Below are 15,732 nucleotides of genomic sequence, written 5' to 3'. Positions count from 1 at the left end.
GGGTAGACCCCTGTCACGCACGAGGAGAGACCGCATGATCTTCGGCCGCACGCCCGAGCTCCCCACCGCCGAGCAGGCCCTCAAGGGCCGGGCGACCCCGGAATTCGAGGTCCCCTCGCGCCACACGGTCCTCGGCAACCCGCTCCTCGGTCCCTACCCCGACGGTCTGGAGGTGGCGGACTTCGGGCTCGGCTGCTTCTGGGGCGCGGAGCGCAAGTTCTGGCAGACCGACGGCGTCTGGACGACGTACGTCGGCTACCAGGGCGGTTTCACGGAGAACCCCTCCTACGAAGAGGTGTGCTCCGGTCTGACCGGCCACACGGAAGCGGTCCGTGTCGTCTTCGACCCGGCCACGGTCACGTACGCCGAGCTCCTGAAGCTGTTCTGGGAGTCGCACAACCCCACGCAGGGCTTCCGCCAGGGCAACGACGTCGGTACGCAGTACCGCTCGGCGATCTACACGCACTCTCCCGAGCAGGAGGAGACGGCGAAGGCGTCCCTGGCGGCGTACCAGCAGGTCCTGACGGCAGCCGACTACGGCACGATCACGACGACGGTGCTCCCGGCGGCCGGCCGCACGTTCTGGCCCGCCGAGGCGTACCACCAGCAGTACCTGGACAAGAACCCCGACGGATACTGCGGCATCGGCGGGACGGGCGCGACGCTCGACGCACCGTCCGAGACCAACTGGGGCCGCGCCTGCCCGACCGGGATCGCGCCCGCGCCGGGGACGGCAGGACAGTAGGCAAAGGCCCCGGCGCAGTAAGCGCCGGGGCCCTGTCAGGTCCGAGAAGCCGGGGTCAGGCCGCGGCGTACGGCTTGGCCGCGAGGATCTTGACCGACGCGAACTTGCCGTTCGGCAGCTCGTACTGCGCGTCGTCGCCCACCCGCTTGCCGTTCACGCCCGTGCCCAGCGGGGACTGCGGCGAGTACGTCTCGATGTCGGCGCTCGCGTACTCACGGGAGGCGAGCAGGAACGTCAACGTGTCGTCCTCGTCGCCGTCGAAGGCGATGGTGACGACCATGCCGGGCTCCACCACGCCGTCGTCGGCCGGGGCCTCGCCGACCCGCGCGTGCTCCAGGAGCTGGGTCAGCTGGCGGACGCGGAGCTCCTGCTTGCCCTGCTCCTCCTTGGCCGCGTGGTACCCGCCGTTCTCACGCAGGTCGCCCTCCTCACGCGCTGCCGCGATCTTCGCCGCGATCTCGGTGCGCGCGGGACCAGACAGGTACTCAAGCTCTTCCTTGAGCTTGTCGTACGCCTCCTGGGTCAGCCAGGTGACGTTGTCGCTGGTCTGGGTCACAGGTGCTCCTCGTAGGTACTGGGAATACAAAGCATCGCCCTACCCAGAAGAATGTTCCTTCTCGGGTGGGCGAAACCACGAGCCTAACAATTCAGGCGCCGAAGGGGGAGGACATAAGCCGTCAGATTTGCGTCAACGCAGGTGAGCGCGGTAAAGCCGCGCGATGTCAGACGGATGTCAGTCGGAGTGGCAGCCCAGCAGCTCGACGCTGGTGGCCTTCTTCGTCGTACGGAGGGTGACGACGCGGTCGACGCGGTCCGTGCGGTCGTCGAAGCGGAAGTCCTTGCGGCCCACCTCGTCGCCGGACTCGGCCTGCGAGCGCAGGGTGCAGTAGCCCTTCGCGTCGGAGTCCTTGCGGACCTCCAGATGGGCCTCGACCGCGTGGTCCGAGACGACGTCGAACTTGATGACCTCGCCGCTGAGCTTCGCGCCGTTGACGTAGTCGTAGCCGAACCAGCCGACGACGCCGAGCAGCACCACGCCGAGCACCGAGCCGACGATCTTCAGCTTGCGGTCGGCGGCTTCGTCGGCCGTGCGCGAGCGGCCGTACCGCCCTTCGGGAAGCCCGCCGGGAAGCCCCTCGGGTGGTCCCTCAGGGAGCTTCGAGCCCGCCGCCGCCATGATCGTCCTCCAGGAACAGGGGATGCCGGAATTTTCCGCCCCCCGGTTCCGTCACTATAGAAGCCGCCTGATGCGCCGGAATCACGAGGGCGCCCAATACCTTGAGGATCGAAGTCTTGACTGAGCAGCTGCGACTGATGGCCGTACACGCCCACCCCGACGACGAGTCGAGCAAGGGCGCGGCCACCATGGCCAAGTACGTGGCCGAAGGGGTGGACGTGCATGTCGTGACCTGCACGGGCGGGGAGCGCGGCGACATCCTCAACCCGAAGCTCCAGGGTGACGCCTACATCCAGGCGAACATCCACGAGGTGCGCAGGAAGGAGATGGACAAGGCCCGCGAGATCCTCGGCGTCAAGCAGGACTGGCTCGGCTTCGTCGACTCCGGCCTGCCCGAGGGCGACCCGCTGCCGCCGCTGCCTGAGGGCTGCTTCGCCCTGGAGGACGTGGACAAGGCGGCCGGCGAGCTGGTCCGGCAGATCCGTTCCTTCCGTCCGCAGGTCATCACGACCTACGACGAGAACGGCGGGTACCCGCACCCCGACCACATCATGACCCACAAGATCACGATGGTGGCGTTCGACGGCGCGGCGGACCCCGAGAAGTACCCCGAGAGCGAGTTCGGCCCGGTCTTCCAGCCGCAGAAGCTCTACTACAACCAGGGCTTCAACCGCCCGCGCACCGAGGCGCTGCACCACGCGATGCTCGACGCGGGCCTGGAGTCGCCCTACGGGGACTGGCTCAAGCGCTGGGACGAGTTCGAGCGGGTCGAGCGCACGCTGACCACGCACGTCCCGTGCGCCGACTACTTCGAGACCCGTGACAGGGCGCTGATCGCGCACGCCACGCAGATCGACCCCGACGGCGGCTGGTTCCGGGTGCCGATGGAGATCCAGAAGGAGGTCTGGCCCACGGAGGAGTACGAGCTCGCGAAGTCGCTCGTGGATACTTCCCTCCCCGAGGACGACCTCTTTGCGGGCATCCGCGACAATGCCTAGCGTGAACGTACATCTGGCAATGACGCATCTCGTCCCTCTTGCCAAGGAGGTCGACGACGACAAGGTGACGCCCGGCGTGCTCGGCTTCATCGTCTTCGCGGTGATGGCGCTGGCCGTCTGGGGGCTCATGAAGTCGATGAACAAGCACATGCGCAAGGTCGACTTCAAGGACCCGGAGAGCGACGCGGAGGCGGAGTCCGGGACGTCCGCGAAGTCGGAGCAGGCGTCGGCCGGCGGTAAGTAGCCCCCAGGACAACCCGGACCCCTCCCGCCCGCAGGCGAGAGGGGACTGAGTTCTGTGCTGGTGCTGCTGTGGTGGTTCCGGTCAGTCCAGGACCATGTCACCAAAGGCGGCGACGTTGACCTCGTGGTGGACCGAGTTGATGTCGTCGCGCTCGACGCCGACGCCCGTGCCGTCGTTCCCGTCGTGGCCGTCGGCGGAGGCGATGCCCGCGCCACCGAGAACGGTGACGGCGGCCAGGACGGTGGTGGCTACAGCAGTACGGATACGCATGAAGCGTCCTTTCTTGTGGGTGTGAAGATCGCAGGAAGGCTTATCCGGCCGGTTCCGGCCGCACACGGCCTTCCCGGGAAGCCCACCCGTCCGCATGGCTCGTGCGTCCGATACGCGGAGCGCGTCCGGGGGGCGCATAGGGGGTGTCAGGCCGCGGGGGCCGTCAGCCGTCGGTCTTGCACTGGTTGCCCATGGCCGGGTTCAGCAGGCCGATCACGTCGATGCTGTTGCCGCAGACGTTGAGGCCCAGGTCGACGGGGACCTGGACGTTGTTGCCGCTGAGGACGCCGGGCGAGTTGCCCGTCGTGCCCACGGCGTCGGGGCCGGGGTCGGCGATCGCGGCGCCGGCGCCACCGAGCACGGTGACGAACGTGAGAGCGGCTGCGGTGACGATGCTGCGCGTACGCATGGATACCTCTTCGCTGAAGGAGAAGCCGGTCCATGCGAGCGTCACCCGGGACGGCCGCGCGCGCTCACGGCCGTAGCCCGTCGGTGGTGACAACACCTCGTTTGGGGGAAAGCAGAGCCCACCCCCCCGGGTCGGCAGCGGCGGTTCAGCGCCGCTCCGGTACGTCCACCCCCATGACCTCCCGCGCATGCCGGCTCGGCACCATCCCCAGACGCCACGCCTGCCAGCCCGTCTCCAGATCCGCGCCGCGCTCCAGGAGCAGGGCGTACGCCTGCACGCACTCGGTGAGCTTGCCGTCGCGCGTCGGATGGTCCTCGCGGGACAACTGGATCAGCTCCTCCTGGGCCACCGCCGTGCCGATCTCCCAGCCGCCCGGCGAGGCGTACGGCAGCAGGGTGCAGCGCAGGAAGCGCGCCCAGTCGCCGCCGCGCCGGTCGCCGTACGAGGCGAAGAGCTCGATGGCCTCGTCGCACAGGGCGAGCGCCTGCTGGCTGCGGTTGTTGCCCGCGTCCACGACCACCAGCTCCAGGCACGTCCACGCCTCGCCGTGCGCGACGCCGATGCGCTGGAAGTCGGCGCGGGCGTCCACCAGGAGCTGCCGCGCGAAGCCGGAGTTGCGCAGCGAACCCGTCTGCGCGGCGCGCTGGTCGCGGGTGGCGCGCGCCGAGTGGTGCCGGGCGCACGCCAGGCCGTACACGTCCCGCATCCGGGAGAACATCGTGCGGGCCCGCTCCAGGTCGCGGACGGCCTGGTCGAGGCTGCCCGCCTCCTCCAGGGCCTGGCCCAGGTAGTACAGGGACCACGCCTCGCCGCGCGCGTCGTCGTTGTCGCGGTGCCGGGACACCGCCTGGCGCAGCCCGTCGACCGCCGGTGAGGGGTCGCCGTCGACGAGGCGGGCGCGCGCCAGCTGGGTCATGGCCCAGGCCTCGCCGCGCGGGTCGCGGGTGCGGCCGTACAGGTCGAGGGCGTCGCGCAGCTCGCCCTCCGCGCGCGGTACGTCGCCCATGCGCAGGCAGAGCTGGCCGAGCTGGAAGTGCGTCCAGGCCTCGCCGTGCACCGAGCCGCTCCGGCGGTGCAGGGCGAGCGCCGTCTCCAGCATGTCGAGGGCGTGCGCGAGATGGGCGCGGTCCCGTTCGACCGCCGCGAGCGCGTGCAGCGTCCAGGCGCGGTCGCCCGCCAGCTCGTCGGCGGCCTGCAGTTCGAGCGCCTCCGTGAGCCGTGCCGCGGCCTCGGTCAGGTTGCCCTGGTGGTGGAGGGTGATGCCGAGGGAGCCGAGCGCGCGGGCGGCTGCGGCGTCCTGGTGGGCCTCGAAGTACAGGTCGACGACGGAGTTCAGCGTCGTACGCGACTGGTCGAGCTCGCCCAGCTGGCGGGCGGCGATGCCGGTGCGCCACTGGACGCTGCGGCCGAGGAGGCCCTGGTCGATGGCCTGGGTGAGCTCGTTGATCTCGCCGAGGCGGTAGAGGTCGCCGCGCAGCAGGCAGTAGTCGCACAGGGCGCCGAGCAGGTTGAGCACGGCCGTCTGGTCGACGCCCTCCGCGTGCCGCAGCGCCGCAGTGATGAAGGTCGACTCGTCGTCGAGCCAGCGCAGTGCCGCGTCCAGGGAGGCGAACCCGTGCTGCCCGAACTGGTCCGCGCGCGTCGACGTCTTGCCGTCGACCAGGCGGATCACGGTGTCGGCGAGCTCGCCGTAGCTGGCGATCAGGCGTTCCTGGGCGGCCGTGCGCTCGGCGGGCTCCTCCTCGTCGAGGAGGCGGGTGCGGGCGAAGGAACGGACGACGTCGTGCAGGCGGTAGCGGGCGCCGGGCGGGGCGTCGGTGCCTTCGCGGTCGCGGGGGCGGGGGACCTCGACGAGCCCGGCGTGGGCCAGGGCCGTCAGCCGGCTGGCCGCCTCCTGCTCGTCCGTGCCGAGCAGCGCCGCCGCGGCGGCCGCACCCAATGAGGCCCGCCCGGCGAGTGCCAGACGGCGCAGCAGCCGCCTGGCCTGCTCCGACTGGTCGGCGTAGCGCAACCACAGAACGCGCTCGACGGGGCCGACCTTCTCTGCCGGGCCGTACGCCTCCAGATCCGATACAAGGCGGCTCGGCGTCCGCGGCCCGAGCGAGGAGCCCGCGGCACGCAGCGCGAGCGGCAGCCCGCCGCACAACTCCCTGATCGCGTCGCCCGATTCGGCGTCGTAGGGCCCGGAGAGATCCTCCGCGGACTCGCGGAGCAGCTCCTCGGCGCCCGCCTCGTCCAGCGCCTCGACCGGCAGCGAGTGCACCCACGCGGGCAGGTCGCCGGGGAGCTCCAGGGGCTCCCTGGAGGTGACGAGGACGAGGCTGTCGGAGCGCTCGGGGACGAGCGTGCGGATCTGCTCGACATCACTGGCGTCGTCGAGCACGATCGTCACCGCGAGACCGGTCAGATACTGGTGGTAGAGCTCGCTGAGCCGCTTGAGCTGCTGCTCCTGCGAGGCGCGCTCGCGGAAGAGGAGCTGCTCGCGCGGGGCGCCCAATCGATTCAGCAGGTGCAGCAGCGCGTCGCGGGTGGACATCGGGGACTCCTGCGGGGTGTCGCCGCGCAGGTCCACGACGCACGCGCCGCGGAACTGGTCCCGCAGGTCGTGCGCCGCGCGCACCGCGAGCGAGGTCCGCCCCGAGCCCGGCACGCCGTGCAGCACGACGACGGTGGGCCGGGTGTCGGTGCTGGCGCGCGCCGCGTGCACCCACTGCGCGATCCGCCCCAGCTCGGTCCTGCGCCCCACGAAGGGCGCCGCCGTCTCCGTGAGTTGGCCGAAGGACTGCTGCAGGACGCTGCGCCTGCGCGCCGCCGCGCTCTTGTCCGTGCCGCGCAGCTGGGGCGCCGGCTTCTTCGCCGCGTGCGCGCCGGTCGACGCGGCGAGGACGCGCTGCTGGTCGAGGAAGGGCCGGATGCCGCGCACCTCCAGCGCCGTCAGCCACTGCAGCCGCAGCTGCTCGGGCCCGCCCGGCCTGCTGAGCTCGCCCGCGCGGCGGCTGGCCGCGGGGACGTGGGAGGCCGTCACCTTCAGGACGGTGGCCGCCGCGCCCGCCACGGCGACGACCGCGCCGGTGCCGAGGGCGGTGCCGACGCTGGTCCCGAACGACAGGTCGGACACGCCTGCCGCGAGCGCCGCAACCACCGCGACGAGCAGCGGAGTTCCCGCCCCCTCCTTCGCGTACCGCTGCCCGAAGGTGAGCCGTCCCGCGTCCGCCTCGTCGAGCGCACCGGTGTACGCGCCGTACTCCTCCGCCGCCGTCTGCGCCATGGCGTCCAGCGCGCCGCGCGCCCGCGACAGCAGCACGCCCCCGTCGACGCGCCCGCCCGAACGGCGGACCTCCTCCTCCACGGCCCGTGCCAACAGCCGCTCGGCCTCGGCCCGATGGCTGTCCCGCATATGGGTTCCCCCTCCGAGAGCAACAGTTCCCTGCGGCCACAAGTGTCCTGCGTACGGGGCGCGGAAGCGAGGGCGTCCGCGGATCAGGGCCCGGTGTGCGCGAGGATGGGGGGTATGCCGAACCGACTGGCCCAAGAGACGTCCCCCTACCTTCTGCAGCACGCCGACAACCCCGTCGACTGGTGGCCCTGGTCGGCCGAGGCCTTCGATCAGGCGCGTGAGCGGGGTGTGCCGGTGCTGCTGAGCGTCGGATACAGCAGCTGCCACTGGTGCCACGTCATGGCGCACGAGTCCTTCGAGGACGAGGCGACGGCCGCGCTCATGAACCGGGACTTCGTGAACATCAAGGTCGACCGTGAGGAGCGGCCCGACGTCGACGCCGTCTACATGGAGGCCGTGCAGGCCGCGACGGGGCAGGGCGGCTGGCCCATGACCGTCTTCCTGACCCCGGACGCCGAGCCGTTCTACTTCGGTACGTACTTCCCGCCGGAGCCGCGGCACGGCATGCCCTCCTTCCCGCAGGTCCTCGACGGGGTCCACCGGGCGTGGACGGACCGGCGCGGCGAGGTCGACGAGGTGGCGGCGAAGATCGTGCGGGAGCTGGGGGAGCGGCAGCTCACCCACAACACCGACGAGAAGCCCGGCGAGGACGAGCTCGCGCAGGCGCTGCTCGGCCTGACCCGGGACTACGACGCGACGCACGGCGGTTTCGGCGGCGCCCCGAAGTTCCCGCCGTCCATGGCGATCGAGTTCCTGCTGCGGCACTACGCGCGCGTGGGCGCCGAGGGCGCGCTGCAGATGGCGGCCGACACGTGTGAGCGGATGGCGCGCGGCGGCATCTACGACCAGCTCGGCGGCGGCTTCGCGCGGTACTCCGTGGACCGCGAGTGGGTCGTGCCGCACTTCGAGAAGATGCTGTACGACAACGCGCTGCTGTGCCGTGCGTACGCGCATTTGTGGCGGGCCACCGGATCCGAGCTCGCGCGCCGTGTCGCCTTGGAGACGGCGGACTTCGTGGTCCGCGAACTCCGCACGAACGAGGGCGGGTTCGCCTCCGCGCTCGACGCGGACAGCGAGGATTTGGCGACGGGTGAGCACGTCGAGGGTGCGTATTACGTGTGGACGCCTCAGCAGTTGCGTGACGTGCTGGGCGAGGACGACGCGGCGCTGGCCATGGACTGCTTCGGCGTGACGGAGGAGGGCACCTTCGAGAAGGGCGCTTCCGTGTTGCAACTGCCGCGCCCGGAGGGGCCGGTGGCGGACGCCTCACGGCTCGCTTCGATCCGGGAGCGGCTGCTCGCAGCGCGTGCCGAGCGGCCCGCCCCCGGCCGCGACGACAAGGTGGTCGCCGCGTGGAACGGCCTCGCCGTCGCCGCGCTCGCCGAGGTCGGCGCGTACTTCGACCGGCCGGACCTGATCGCGGCCGCGGTGGGCGCGGGCGACCTCCTCGTACGCCTCCACATGGACCCGCGCGCCCGCCTGGCCCGCACCTCCAAGGACGGCAGGGCGGGCACCAACGCGGGCGTCCTGGAGGACTACGCCGACGTGTCGGAGGGCTTCCTCGCGCTGGCCGCGGTCACCGGCGAGGGCGTGTGGCTGGAGTTCGCCGGGTTCCTCCTCGACCACGTCCTCGCGCAGTTCGTGGACGCGCAGACCGGCGCGCTGTACGACACGGCGGCCGACGCGGAGCAGCTCATCCGCCGCCCGCAGGACCCCACCGACAACGCGGCGCCCTCCGGCTGGACGGCGGCCGCCGGGGCGCTCCTCTCCTACGCGGCGCACACGGGCGCCGAGCCCCACCGCACCGCGGCGGAGCGCGCACTCGGCATCGTGAAGGCGCTCGGCCCCCGCGTGCCGCGCTTCATCGGCCACGGCCTCGCGGTCGCGGAGGCGGCGCTCGACGGGCCGCGCGAGGTCGCGGTCATCGGCGACGTGCTGGGAGACCTGCACCGCACGGCACTGCTCGGCACGGCCCCGGGAGCGGTCGTCGCCGCGGGCCCGGAGGGCAGCACCGAGCTTCCGCTGCTCGCCGACCGCCCGCTGATCGACGGCGTCCCCGCGGCGTACGTCTGCCGGGGCTTCGTCTGCGGCGCGCCGACGACGGATCCGGCGGTGCTGGCCGAACAGCTGTCCTAGGCCGCCCGTTAGGGTCCCGGCATGGTGCGTCTGAAGATAGAGATAGCCGTCCCGGAGAGCCATGTGGAGCAGGTCATCGACGCGCTCCACTCCGCCGGTGCGGGGCGGGTCGGGGACTATGCGCGGTGTGCCAGTTGGTGGCCCGTCAACGGGACCTGGCTGCCGTTGCCCGGCGCGGACCCCTACGACGGGGAAGTGGGCGTCGTGCAGCGGGGTGCGGAGTGCCGGGTGGAATCCGTGTGCGGGGAGGAGCAGGCCCGCGCCGTGCTCGACGCGGTGCGGGCCGCTCATCCCTATGAGGAGGCCGTGATCAACTTCCTGCCGTTGTACGAGCCGTGAGGCGCTCGTCCGCGGAGCCGAACTCCTCCAGCGCCCGTTCCACGATGCCTTCGAGGCGGTCGTGGTGGGCGCCCCGCCAGAACACGCGGTCGCAGGACCCGCACTGCGCGAACACGTCGTACGTGCCGCGCGTGCCGCCCTCCAGGCGGTCCGCCACCTCGTCCTTCGTGGCGGCGCGCAGCGTGCCGTTGCAGGCGCTGCAGCGGGTCCAGGGGCGCAGTTCGGGGGCGAAGCGGCCGAGGATGTCGCGGAGTTGGTCGTCGGGGCGGTCGCTGTAGACGTACGCCCCCGCCCACAGCTCCCGGCGCCGGAGCAGGCCGCGGTCGCGGCTCAGCAGGACGCGCCGCTCGGCCGCCGAACGCGCGGCGAGGGCCGGGTCGCCGATGTCCGTGCTCTCGTACGCCGCGTCGACGCCCAGGAGGCGCAGGCGGCGCGCCAGCGTGCCGAGGTGGACGTCGAGGAGGAAGCGGAGCGGGGCGCCCGGCACCTCCTGGGGGCGGGTCACCGCGCGGACCGTGACGTTCTCGCCCGCCGCGGGAACGTGCCCGGCGGCCACCTCGCGGCCGTCGACCACCAGCGCGCCGACCTCGGTGAGCGGAACGCCGAGCGACTCGACGACGTGCTCGAGCGTGGACGCGCCGTCCGTGACGGCCGACGTGGGGCCGCCCCTTCGCTCGTGCGGGACGAAGATCCCCAGCTCGGGGGCGAAGTCGAGGAGGATCTCCGGGCCGTTCATCATGCGGTCAGGATGGCATGCCGGGGCCCGTGACCACGCGGGGTTTTCCGCCGGGCCCTCACGCGCGCCCTCCCACATCGGCCGGCCCCGCGAACCCGGCCGTCAGCACGTCCAGCGTCCGGTCGACCAGCGCGGGCAGGTCGTCCTCGTGGTCGCGCTCCGCCCAGTACGCCGCCGTCTCGGTGAGTGCGCCGATCAGGCCCATGGCGAAGGCCCGCACCTCCAGGTCGCCGGGGTCGCGGCCGGTGCGTTCGGCGATGACCCGGCATAGGATGCCGCCGGTGACCGACATGCTCTCCAGCATCCGGGAGCGCACGGCTGGCACCTCGGTCATCAGCTTCGTCCGCAGCCTGGAGATCTCCGGCTCCTCCGCGAAGCCGAAGGACACGGCCCGGCGCAGAACGATCCGCAGCGACTCCACGATCGGCTCGTCGGCGGGCCGCTCGCGCAACTGTGTCTCCAGGAGCGGGTCGAACTCATCCGTGAGGACGATGTCCTCCTTGGTCGGGAAGTAGCGGAAGACGGTGGACGGGGAGACCTCCGCCGCCTCCGCGATCTGCTCGACCGTCGTCGCCTCGTACCCCTGCTCGCGGATCAGCCGGTACGTCGCGTCCCGGATCGTGAGGCGGGTCTTGAGCTTCTTGCGCTCGCGCAGGCCCGGCTGGGGCGCGCTCGCCGGGGCGGAGATCCGTGCGGCCGTCATGACATCATTGTCGGTCATCGGCCTGCCGCCCGGGCAGCAGTGCCGCCACGAACAGCGCCGTCACCAGCGCGGCGACACCGCTGACCAGCAGGACGAGGCCCATGCCGTCGAGGTACGCGGAGTCCGCGGACGCCACGAGCCCCGGCACGTCCAGCCGTTCGGCGACCCCGTGCCCGGCGACCACCGATTCACCGGCCGCGTCGGCCGCGGGTCCCGGCAGGCCCCCGGTGTCGAGGCGGCTCGCGTAGGTGCTCGCGAGGAGCGAGCCGAGCAGCGCGATTCCGAGGGCGCTGCCCACCTGCCGTACCGTCATGAGCAGTCCCGAGCCGGATCCCGCCCGTTCCACGGGCAGTGCGCCCAGCGCCGAGTCCATGGACGGAACGATCGCGAAGCCGAAGCCGAGGCCGGCCACCGAGAGCCACAGCGCGGTGAAGCCGTAGCCGCTGTCGACATCGGTGCGGCTGCCGAGGATCGCTGCGAAGGCGAGGACCACGAGCCCGCCGCTGATCACCGCCCGCGCCCCGAACCGGCGCACGACGGGCTCCGCCCCTTTCGCGGCGACAAGCAGCCCGCCCATCATCGGCAGCATGCGCAGGCCGGTGCCGAACGCGTCATTGCCGAGGATGGTCTGGAGGTACTGCGGCAGCACGAACATCAGGCCCGACAGCACGAACATGACCAGCGTCGCCGACACCGTGTTGAGGAAGAACACGCGGTCGCGCAGCAGCGACATGTCGAGCATCGGGCGCGTCATGCGGCGCTCGCGCAGGACGAGCGCGGTGAGCAGCAGGGCGGCGCCGGCGAGCATGGAGAGGACCAGGGGGTCGCTCCAGCCGCGTCCGGGTGCCTCGATGATGCCGTAGACGAGCGCGCCGAGTCCGGCGGCGGTCAGGGCCGTGGAGACGGAGTCGACCTTGGGGGGCGAGGGGTCGCGGGTCTCCGGCAGGAGGAACAGACAGGCGGTGAGGCCGATCGCGACCATGGGGACGTTGATCAGGAAGATCGAGCCCCACCAGAAGTGGTCGAGCAGCCAGCCGCCGATGATCGGTCCGAGCGGGGCGCCGAGCGCGGAGGCGGCGGAGACGATGCCCACGGCCTTGGTCCGCTCGCCGGGCCCGAACAGCGCGGGCAGCACGGCCAGTGCGAGCGGCATGACGAGTGCGCCGCCGACGCCCATGACGGCGCGCGCCACGACGACGAGGGAGACGTCGTCGGCGAGGGTGCCGATGACGGAGCCCGCCAGGAATATCCCCAGGCCGGTCATCAGCATCCGGCGCCGTCCGAACCGGTCGCCGAGCAGCCCGGCCGGGAGCATCAGCGCGGCGAAGACGACGACGTACGCGTCGGCCATCCACTGCTGTTCGCCCGTGCTCGCGCCGAGTTGCGCGGCCACCGTCGGCAGCGCGACGTTCAGGATCGTCATGTCGAAGCCGAGCACGAGCATGCTCGCGACCAGGGCGCCGAGCGCCCACCAGCGGCGGGGGTCCTGCCGCGCGACACCTGCAATCGTGACAGTGGCCATGAAATGAGAGTAACTCTCAAAAGAAGGTAACTGTCAATGCTTCGCAGTCCTGGCGACGGGCCCCGTGCATGAAAAAAGTGGCCACGGTCGGACCGCGGCCACTCGGGTGGAAAGGGGGGGGCGTCAGCCGTGCTGGTAGGCCACGAGGGAGATGCCGACGTAGTGGATGACGAAGGCCGCGAGCGTCAGCGAGTGGAAGACCTCGTGGAAGCCGAAGAACCGGGGGGAGGGGTTCGGGCGCTTGATTCCGTAGATCACGCCGCCCACGCTGTAGAGCACGCCGCCGACGATGACGAGGACCAGGACGGCGATGCCGCCGGTCCGCATGAAGTCCGGCAGGAAGAAGACCGCGGCCCAGCCCATCGCGATGTAGCACGGCGTGTAGAGCCAGCGCGGGGCGCCGACCCAGAAGACGCGGAAGGCGATGCCGGCCAGCGCCGCGCCCCAGATGCCCCACAGCAGCCACTGGCCCTTCGCCTCGGGCAGGAGCAGCAGGGTGAGCGGGGTGTACGTGCCCGCGATGATCAGGAAGATGTTGGAGTGGTCGAGGCGGCGCAGCACCGCGTCGGCTCTGGGGCTCCAGTTGCCGCGGTGGTAGAGCGCGCTGACGCCGAAGAGCAGGCAGGCGCTGAGGGCGAAGATGCCGCAGGCGATCCGGCCGCGGGGGGAGTCCGCGAGGGCGGTGAGCACCAGGCCCGCGATGACTACGGCGGGGAACATGCCCGCGTGCAGCCAGCCGCGCATCGCCGGCTTCACCGGCAGCGGCATGTCTTCCGGGGCCGGAACGAGAGACGGGTTGTCCGCGGAGTGCGGCGTCGCTTCGGGGACAGGGGCGGTCATGACGGCATCGTACCTACGGCCCCGTAAGTCCAACGTCAAACGGACGGATAGGCGCCCATGCCCCCGTATACGTACAAGTGGCGATGCTCACGCCGCTCAAGTGTGAAGCCCTCTGGACAGATGCGCAAAGGCATCGGATGATCAAATGAGTGCGGTCGGCACCGGATGAGCGCCAAAGTGAGTACACGTGAAGCGTCCGGGTCGCAGCCCCCACGGGGCATACATCCCAAAAACCCCTCGATTAGGAGCAATCGTGGCGCGCGACATCGCGGCTCCCCTTCTCGCAGAGCCCCTGGGCACTGCCCCGACCAACCACCAGGAGCTCGCCTCCTGGGTGAACGAGATCGCGGAACTGACGCAGCCGGACCGTGTGGTCTGGTGCGACGGGTCCGAGGCCGAGTACGAGCGCCTGTGCGAGGAGCTCGTCGCCAAGGGCACCTTCAAGAAGCTCGACCCGGTGAAGCGCCCGAACTCGTACTACGCGGCCTCCGACCCCACCGACGTCGCGCGCGTCGAGGACCGCACCTTCATCTGCTCCGAGAAGGAGGAGGACGCGGGCCCGACCAACCACTGGAAGGCCCCCGCCGAGATGCGGGAGATCTTCCAGGGGGAGAACGGTGTCTTCCGCGGCTCCATGCGCGGCCGCACCATGTACGTCGTGCCCTTCTGCATGGGCCCCGTCGGCTCGCCGCTCTCCGCCATCGGCGTCGAGATCACCGACTCCGCGTACGTCGCCGTCTCCATGCGCACCATGACCCGCATGGGCCAGGCCGTCCTGGACGAGCTCGGCGACGACGGCTTCTTCGTGAAGGCCGTCCACACGCTCGGCGCCCCGCTCGCCGACGGCGAGGCCGACGTGCCGTGGCCCTGCAACTCCACCAAGTACATCTCGCACTTCCCCGAGGACCGCGAGATCTGGTCCTACGGCTCGGGCTACGGCGGCAACGCCCTGCTGGGCAAGAAGTGCTACGCCCTGCGCATCGCCTCCGTCATGGCGCGCGACGAGGGCTGGCTCGCCGAGCACATGCTGATCCTCAAGCTCACCCCGCCGCAGGGCGAGTCGAAGTACGTGGCCGCCGCGTTCCCGAGCGCCTGCGGCAAGACCAACCTCGCCATGCTGGAGCCCACGATCTCCGGCTGGACCGTCGAGACCATCGGCGACGACATCGCCTGGATGCGGTTCGGCGAGGACGGCCGCCTCTACGCGATCAACCCCGAGGCCGGCTTCTTCGGCGTCGCGCCCGGCACCGGCGAGCACACCAACGCCAACGCCATGAAGACGCTGTGGGGCAACTCCGTCTTCACGAACGTCGCGCTGACCGATGACGGCGACGTCTGGTGGGAGGGCATGACGGAGGAGACTCCGGCGCACCTCACCGACTGGAAGGGCAACAGCTGGACCCCCGAGTCGGGCGTCCCGGCGGCCCACCCGAACGCCCGCTTCACCACGCCCGCCTCGCAGTGCCCGATCATCGCGCCCGAGTGGGAGGACCCCAAGGGCGTGCCGATCTCGGCGATCCTCTTCGGCGGCCGCCGCGCCTCGGCCGTGCCGCTGGTGACCGAGTCCTTCGACTGGCAGCACGGCGTCTTCCTCGGCGCGAACGTGGCGAGCGAGAAGACCGCCGCCGCCGAGGGCAAGGTCGGCGAGCTGCGCCGCGACCCGTTCGCCATGCTGCCGTTCTGCGGCTACAACATGGGCGACTACATGGCGCACTGGGTGAAGGTCGGCGCGGACAAGCCCGACCAGTCCAAGCTGCCGAAGATCTACTACGTCAACTGGTTCCGGAAGAACGCCGACGGCAAGTTCGTCTGGCCCGGGTTCGGCGAGAACTCCCGTGTCCTGAAGTGGATCGTGGAGCGCCTCGACGGCCGCGCCGAGGGCGTCGAGACCCCGATCGGCATCCTGCCGACCGTCGACTCGCTGGACACCGAAGGGCTCGACCTGGCCAAGGACGACCTGGAGTTCCTGCTCACGGTCGACAAGGAGGTCTGGCGCGACGAGGCCTCCCTGGTCCCCGAGCACCTCAACACCTTCGGTGAGCACACGCCCAAGGAGCTGTGGGACGAGTACCGCGCGCTGGTGCGGCGCCTCGGCTGACCCGCGACCCGTTCCGTTTCCGGCCGGGCCCCCGCACAACGGTGTGCGGGGGCCCGGCCGTGGGCGTTCGGGGCCCCGCCGTGTGACACACCCGCATCTTGAACACCTTGCCTTCACA

The 15,732-nt window shown here is 71.3% G+C and carries 15 protein-coding genes; 6 read left to right on the top strand and 9 right to left on the bottom strand.

Translation table 11 applies throughout. The annotated features are described in order from the left end of the window. Positions 1-34: 34 nt before the first annotated feature. Positions 35-745, top strand: coding sequence for a peptide-methionine (S)-S-oxide reductase MsrA (gene msrA, locus DEJ48_RS14340; protein ID WP_150216491.1), 711 nt, complete (start codon positions 35-37; stop codon positions 743-745). A 55-nt stretch (positions 746-800) separates the two neighbouring features. Here msrA and greA read toward each other — a convergent pair whose 3' ends face one another. Both greA and DEJ48_RS14330 read right to left on the bottom strand, forming a co-directional pair. Further along, positions 801-1,301, bottom strand: a complete 501-nt coding sequence (gene greA / locus DEJ48_RS14335; protein ID WP_150216490.1) for a transcription elongation factor GreA — start codon at positions 1,299-1,301, stop codon at positions 801-803. Positions 1,302-1,478: 177 nt separating this feature from the next. Continuing rightward, on the bottom strand, positions 1,479-1,922 hold the full coding sequence (locus tag DEJ48_RS14330; protein ID WP_150216489.1) for a DUF4307 domain-containing protein: 444 nt from the start codon (positions 1,920-1,922) through the stop codon (positions 1,479-1,481). 116 nt (positions 1,923-2,038) lie between these two features. Between DEJ48_RS14330 and mca the strand changes: the two genes are divergently transcribed. Beyond that, on the top strand, positions 2,039-2,920 hold the full coding sequence (gene mca, locus DEJ48_RS14325; protein ID WP_150216488.1) for a mycothiol conjugate amidase Mca: 882 nt from the start codon (positions 2,039-2,041) through the stop codon (positions 2,918-2,920). 19 nt (positions 2,921-2,939) lie between these two features. After that, positions 2,940-3,164 carry a hypothetical protein gene (locus tag DEJ48_RS14320; protein ID WP_150221175.1) on the top strand — a complete coding sequence of 75 codons (225 nt, stop codon included), beginning with the start codon at positions 2,940-2,942 and terminating at the stop codon, positions 3,162-3,164. Positions 3,165-3,245: 81 nt separating this feature from the next. Here DEJ48_RS14320 and DEJ48_RS39720 read toward each other — a convergent pair whose 3' ends face one another. The 3 genes from DEJ48_RS39720 to DEJ48_RS14305 all read right to left on the bottom strand — a co-directional run bounded on the left by DEJ48_RS39720 (position 3,246) and on the right by DEJ48_RS14305 (position 7,240). Next, entirely contained in the window at positions 3,246-3,434 is a 189-nt protein-coding gene (locus DEJ48_RS39720) for a chaplin (RefSeq protein WP_190537399.1), read from the bottom strand. A 163-nt stretch (positions 3,435-3,597) separates the two neighbouring features. Further along, positions 3,598-3,843, bottom strand: a complete 246-nt coding sequence (locus DEJ48_RS14310) for a chaplin (protein WP_150216487.1) — start codon at positions 3,841-3,843, stop codon at positions 3,598-3,600. A 145-nt stretch (positions 3,844-3,988) separates the two neighbouring features. Next, entirely contained in the window at positions 3,989-7,240 is a 3,252-nt protein-coding gene (locus tag DEJ48_RS14305) for a tetratricopeptide repeat protein (protein WP_150216486.1), read from the bottom strand. Positions 7,241-7,354: 114 nt separating this feature from the next. Between DEJ48_RS14305 and DEJ48_RS14300 the strand changes: the two genes are divergently transcribed. Both DEJ48_RS14300 and DEJ48_RS14295 read left to right on the top strand, forming a co-directional pair. Then, complete coding sequence (locus tag DEJ48_RS14300) at positions 7,355-9,376, top strand: thioredoxin domain-containing protein (protein ID WP_190537397.1); 2,022 nt, start codon at positions 7,355-7,357, stop codon at positions 9,374-9,376. A gap of 21 nt (positions 9,377-9,397) precedes the next feature. After that, complete coding sequence (locus tag DEJ48_RS14295) at positions 9,398-9,715, top strand: hypothetical protein (RefSeq protein WP_150216484.1); 318 nt, start codon at positions 9,398-9,400, stop codon at positions 9,713-9,715. Here DEJ48_RS14295 and DEJ48_RS14290 read toward each other — a convergent pair. The 4 genes from DEJ48_RS14290 to trhA all read right to left on the bottom strand — a co-directional run bounded on the left by DEJ48_RS14290 (position 9,687) and on the right by trhA (position 13,516). Then, positions 9,687-10,451 (bottom strand): Mut7-C RNAse domain-containing protein, encoded by a 765-nt coding sequence (locus DEJ48_RS14290; RefSeq protein ID WP_150221174.1) that lies wholly within the window; start codon positions 10,449-10,451, stop codon positions 9,687-9,689. The genes DEJ48_RS14295 and DEJ48_RS14290 overlap by 29 nt on opposite strands. Before the next feature lie 58 nt (positions 10,452-10,509). Then, positions 10,510-11,154 carry a TetR/AcrR family transcriptional regulator gene (locus DEJ48_RS14285; protein WP_150216483.1) on the bottom strand — a complete coding sequence of 215 codons (645 nt, stop codon included), beginning with the start codon at positions 11,152-11,154 and terminating at the stop codon, positions 10,510-10,512. Positions 11,155-11,158: 4 nt separating this feature from the next. Next, positions 11,159-12,676 (bottom strand): MFS transporter, encoded by a 1,518-nt coding sequence (locus DEJ48_RS14280; protein ID WP_150216482.1) that lies wholly within the window; start codon positions 12,674-12,676, stop codon positions 11,159-11,161. 123 nt (positions 12,677-12,799) lie between these two features. Then, a complete protein-coding gene (gene trhA / locus DEJ48_RS14275) occupies positions 12,800-13,516 on the bottom strand; it encodes a PAQR family membrane homeostasis protein TrhA (RefSeq protein ID WP_150216481.1) in 717 nt (238 codons plus the stop codon). Positions 13,517-13,769: 253 nt separating this feature from the next. Between trhA and DEJ48_RS14270 the strand changes: the two genes are divergently transcribed. Beyond that, positions 13,770-15,614, top strand: coding sequence for a phosphoenolpyruvate carboxykinase (GTP) (locus tag DEJ48_RS14270; RefSeq protein ID WP_150216480.1), 1,845 nt, complete (start codon positions 13,770-13,772; stop codon positions 15,612-15,614). Positions 15,615-15,732 lie beyond the last annotated feature (118 nt).

It is taken from the genome of Streptomyces venezuelae, assembly GCF_008642315.1.
Lineage (GTDB): Bacteria > Actinomycetota > Actinomycetes > Streptomycetales > Streptomycetaceae > Streptomyces > Streptomyces venezuelae_D.
This window is presented reverse-complemented; position numbering and strand designations above follow the sequence as displayed.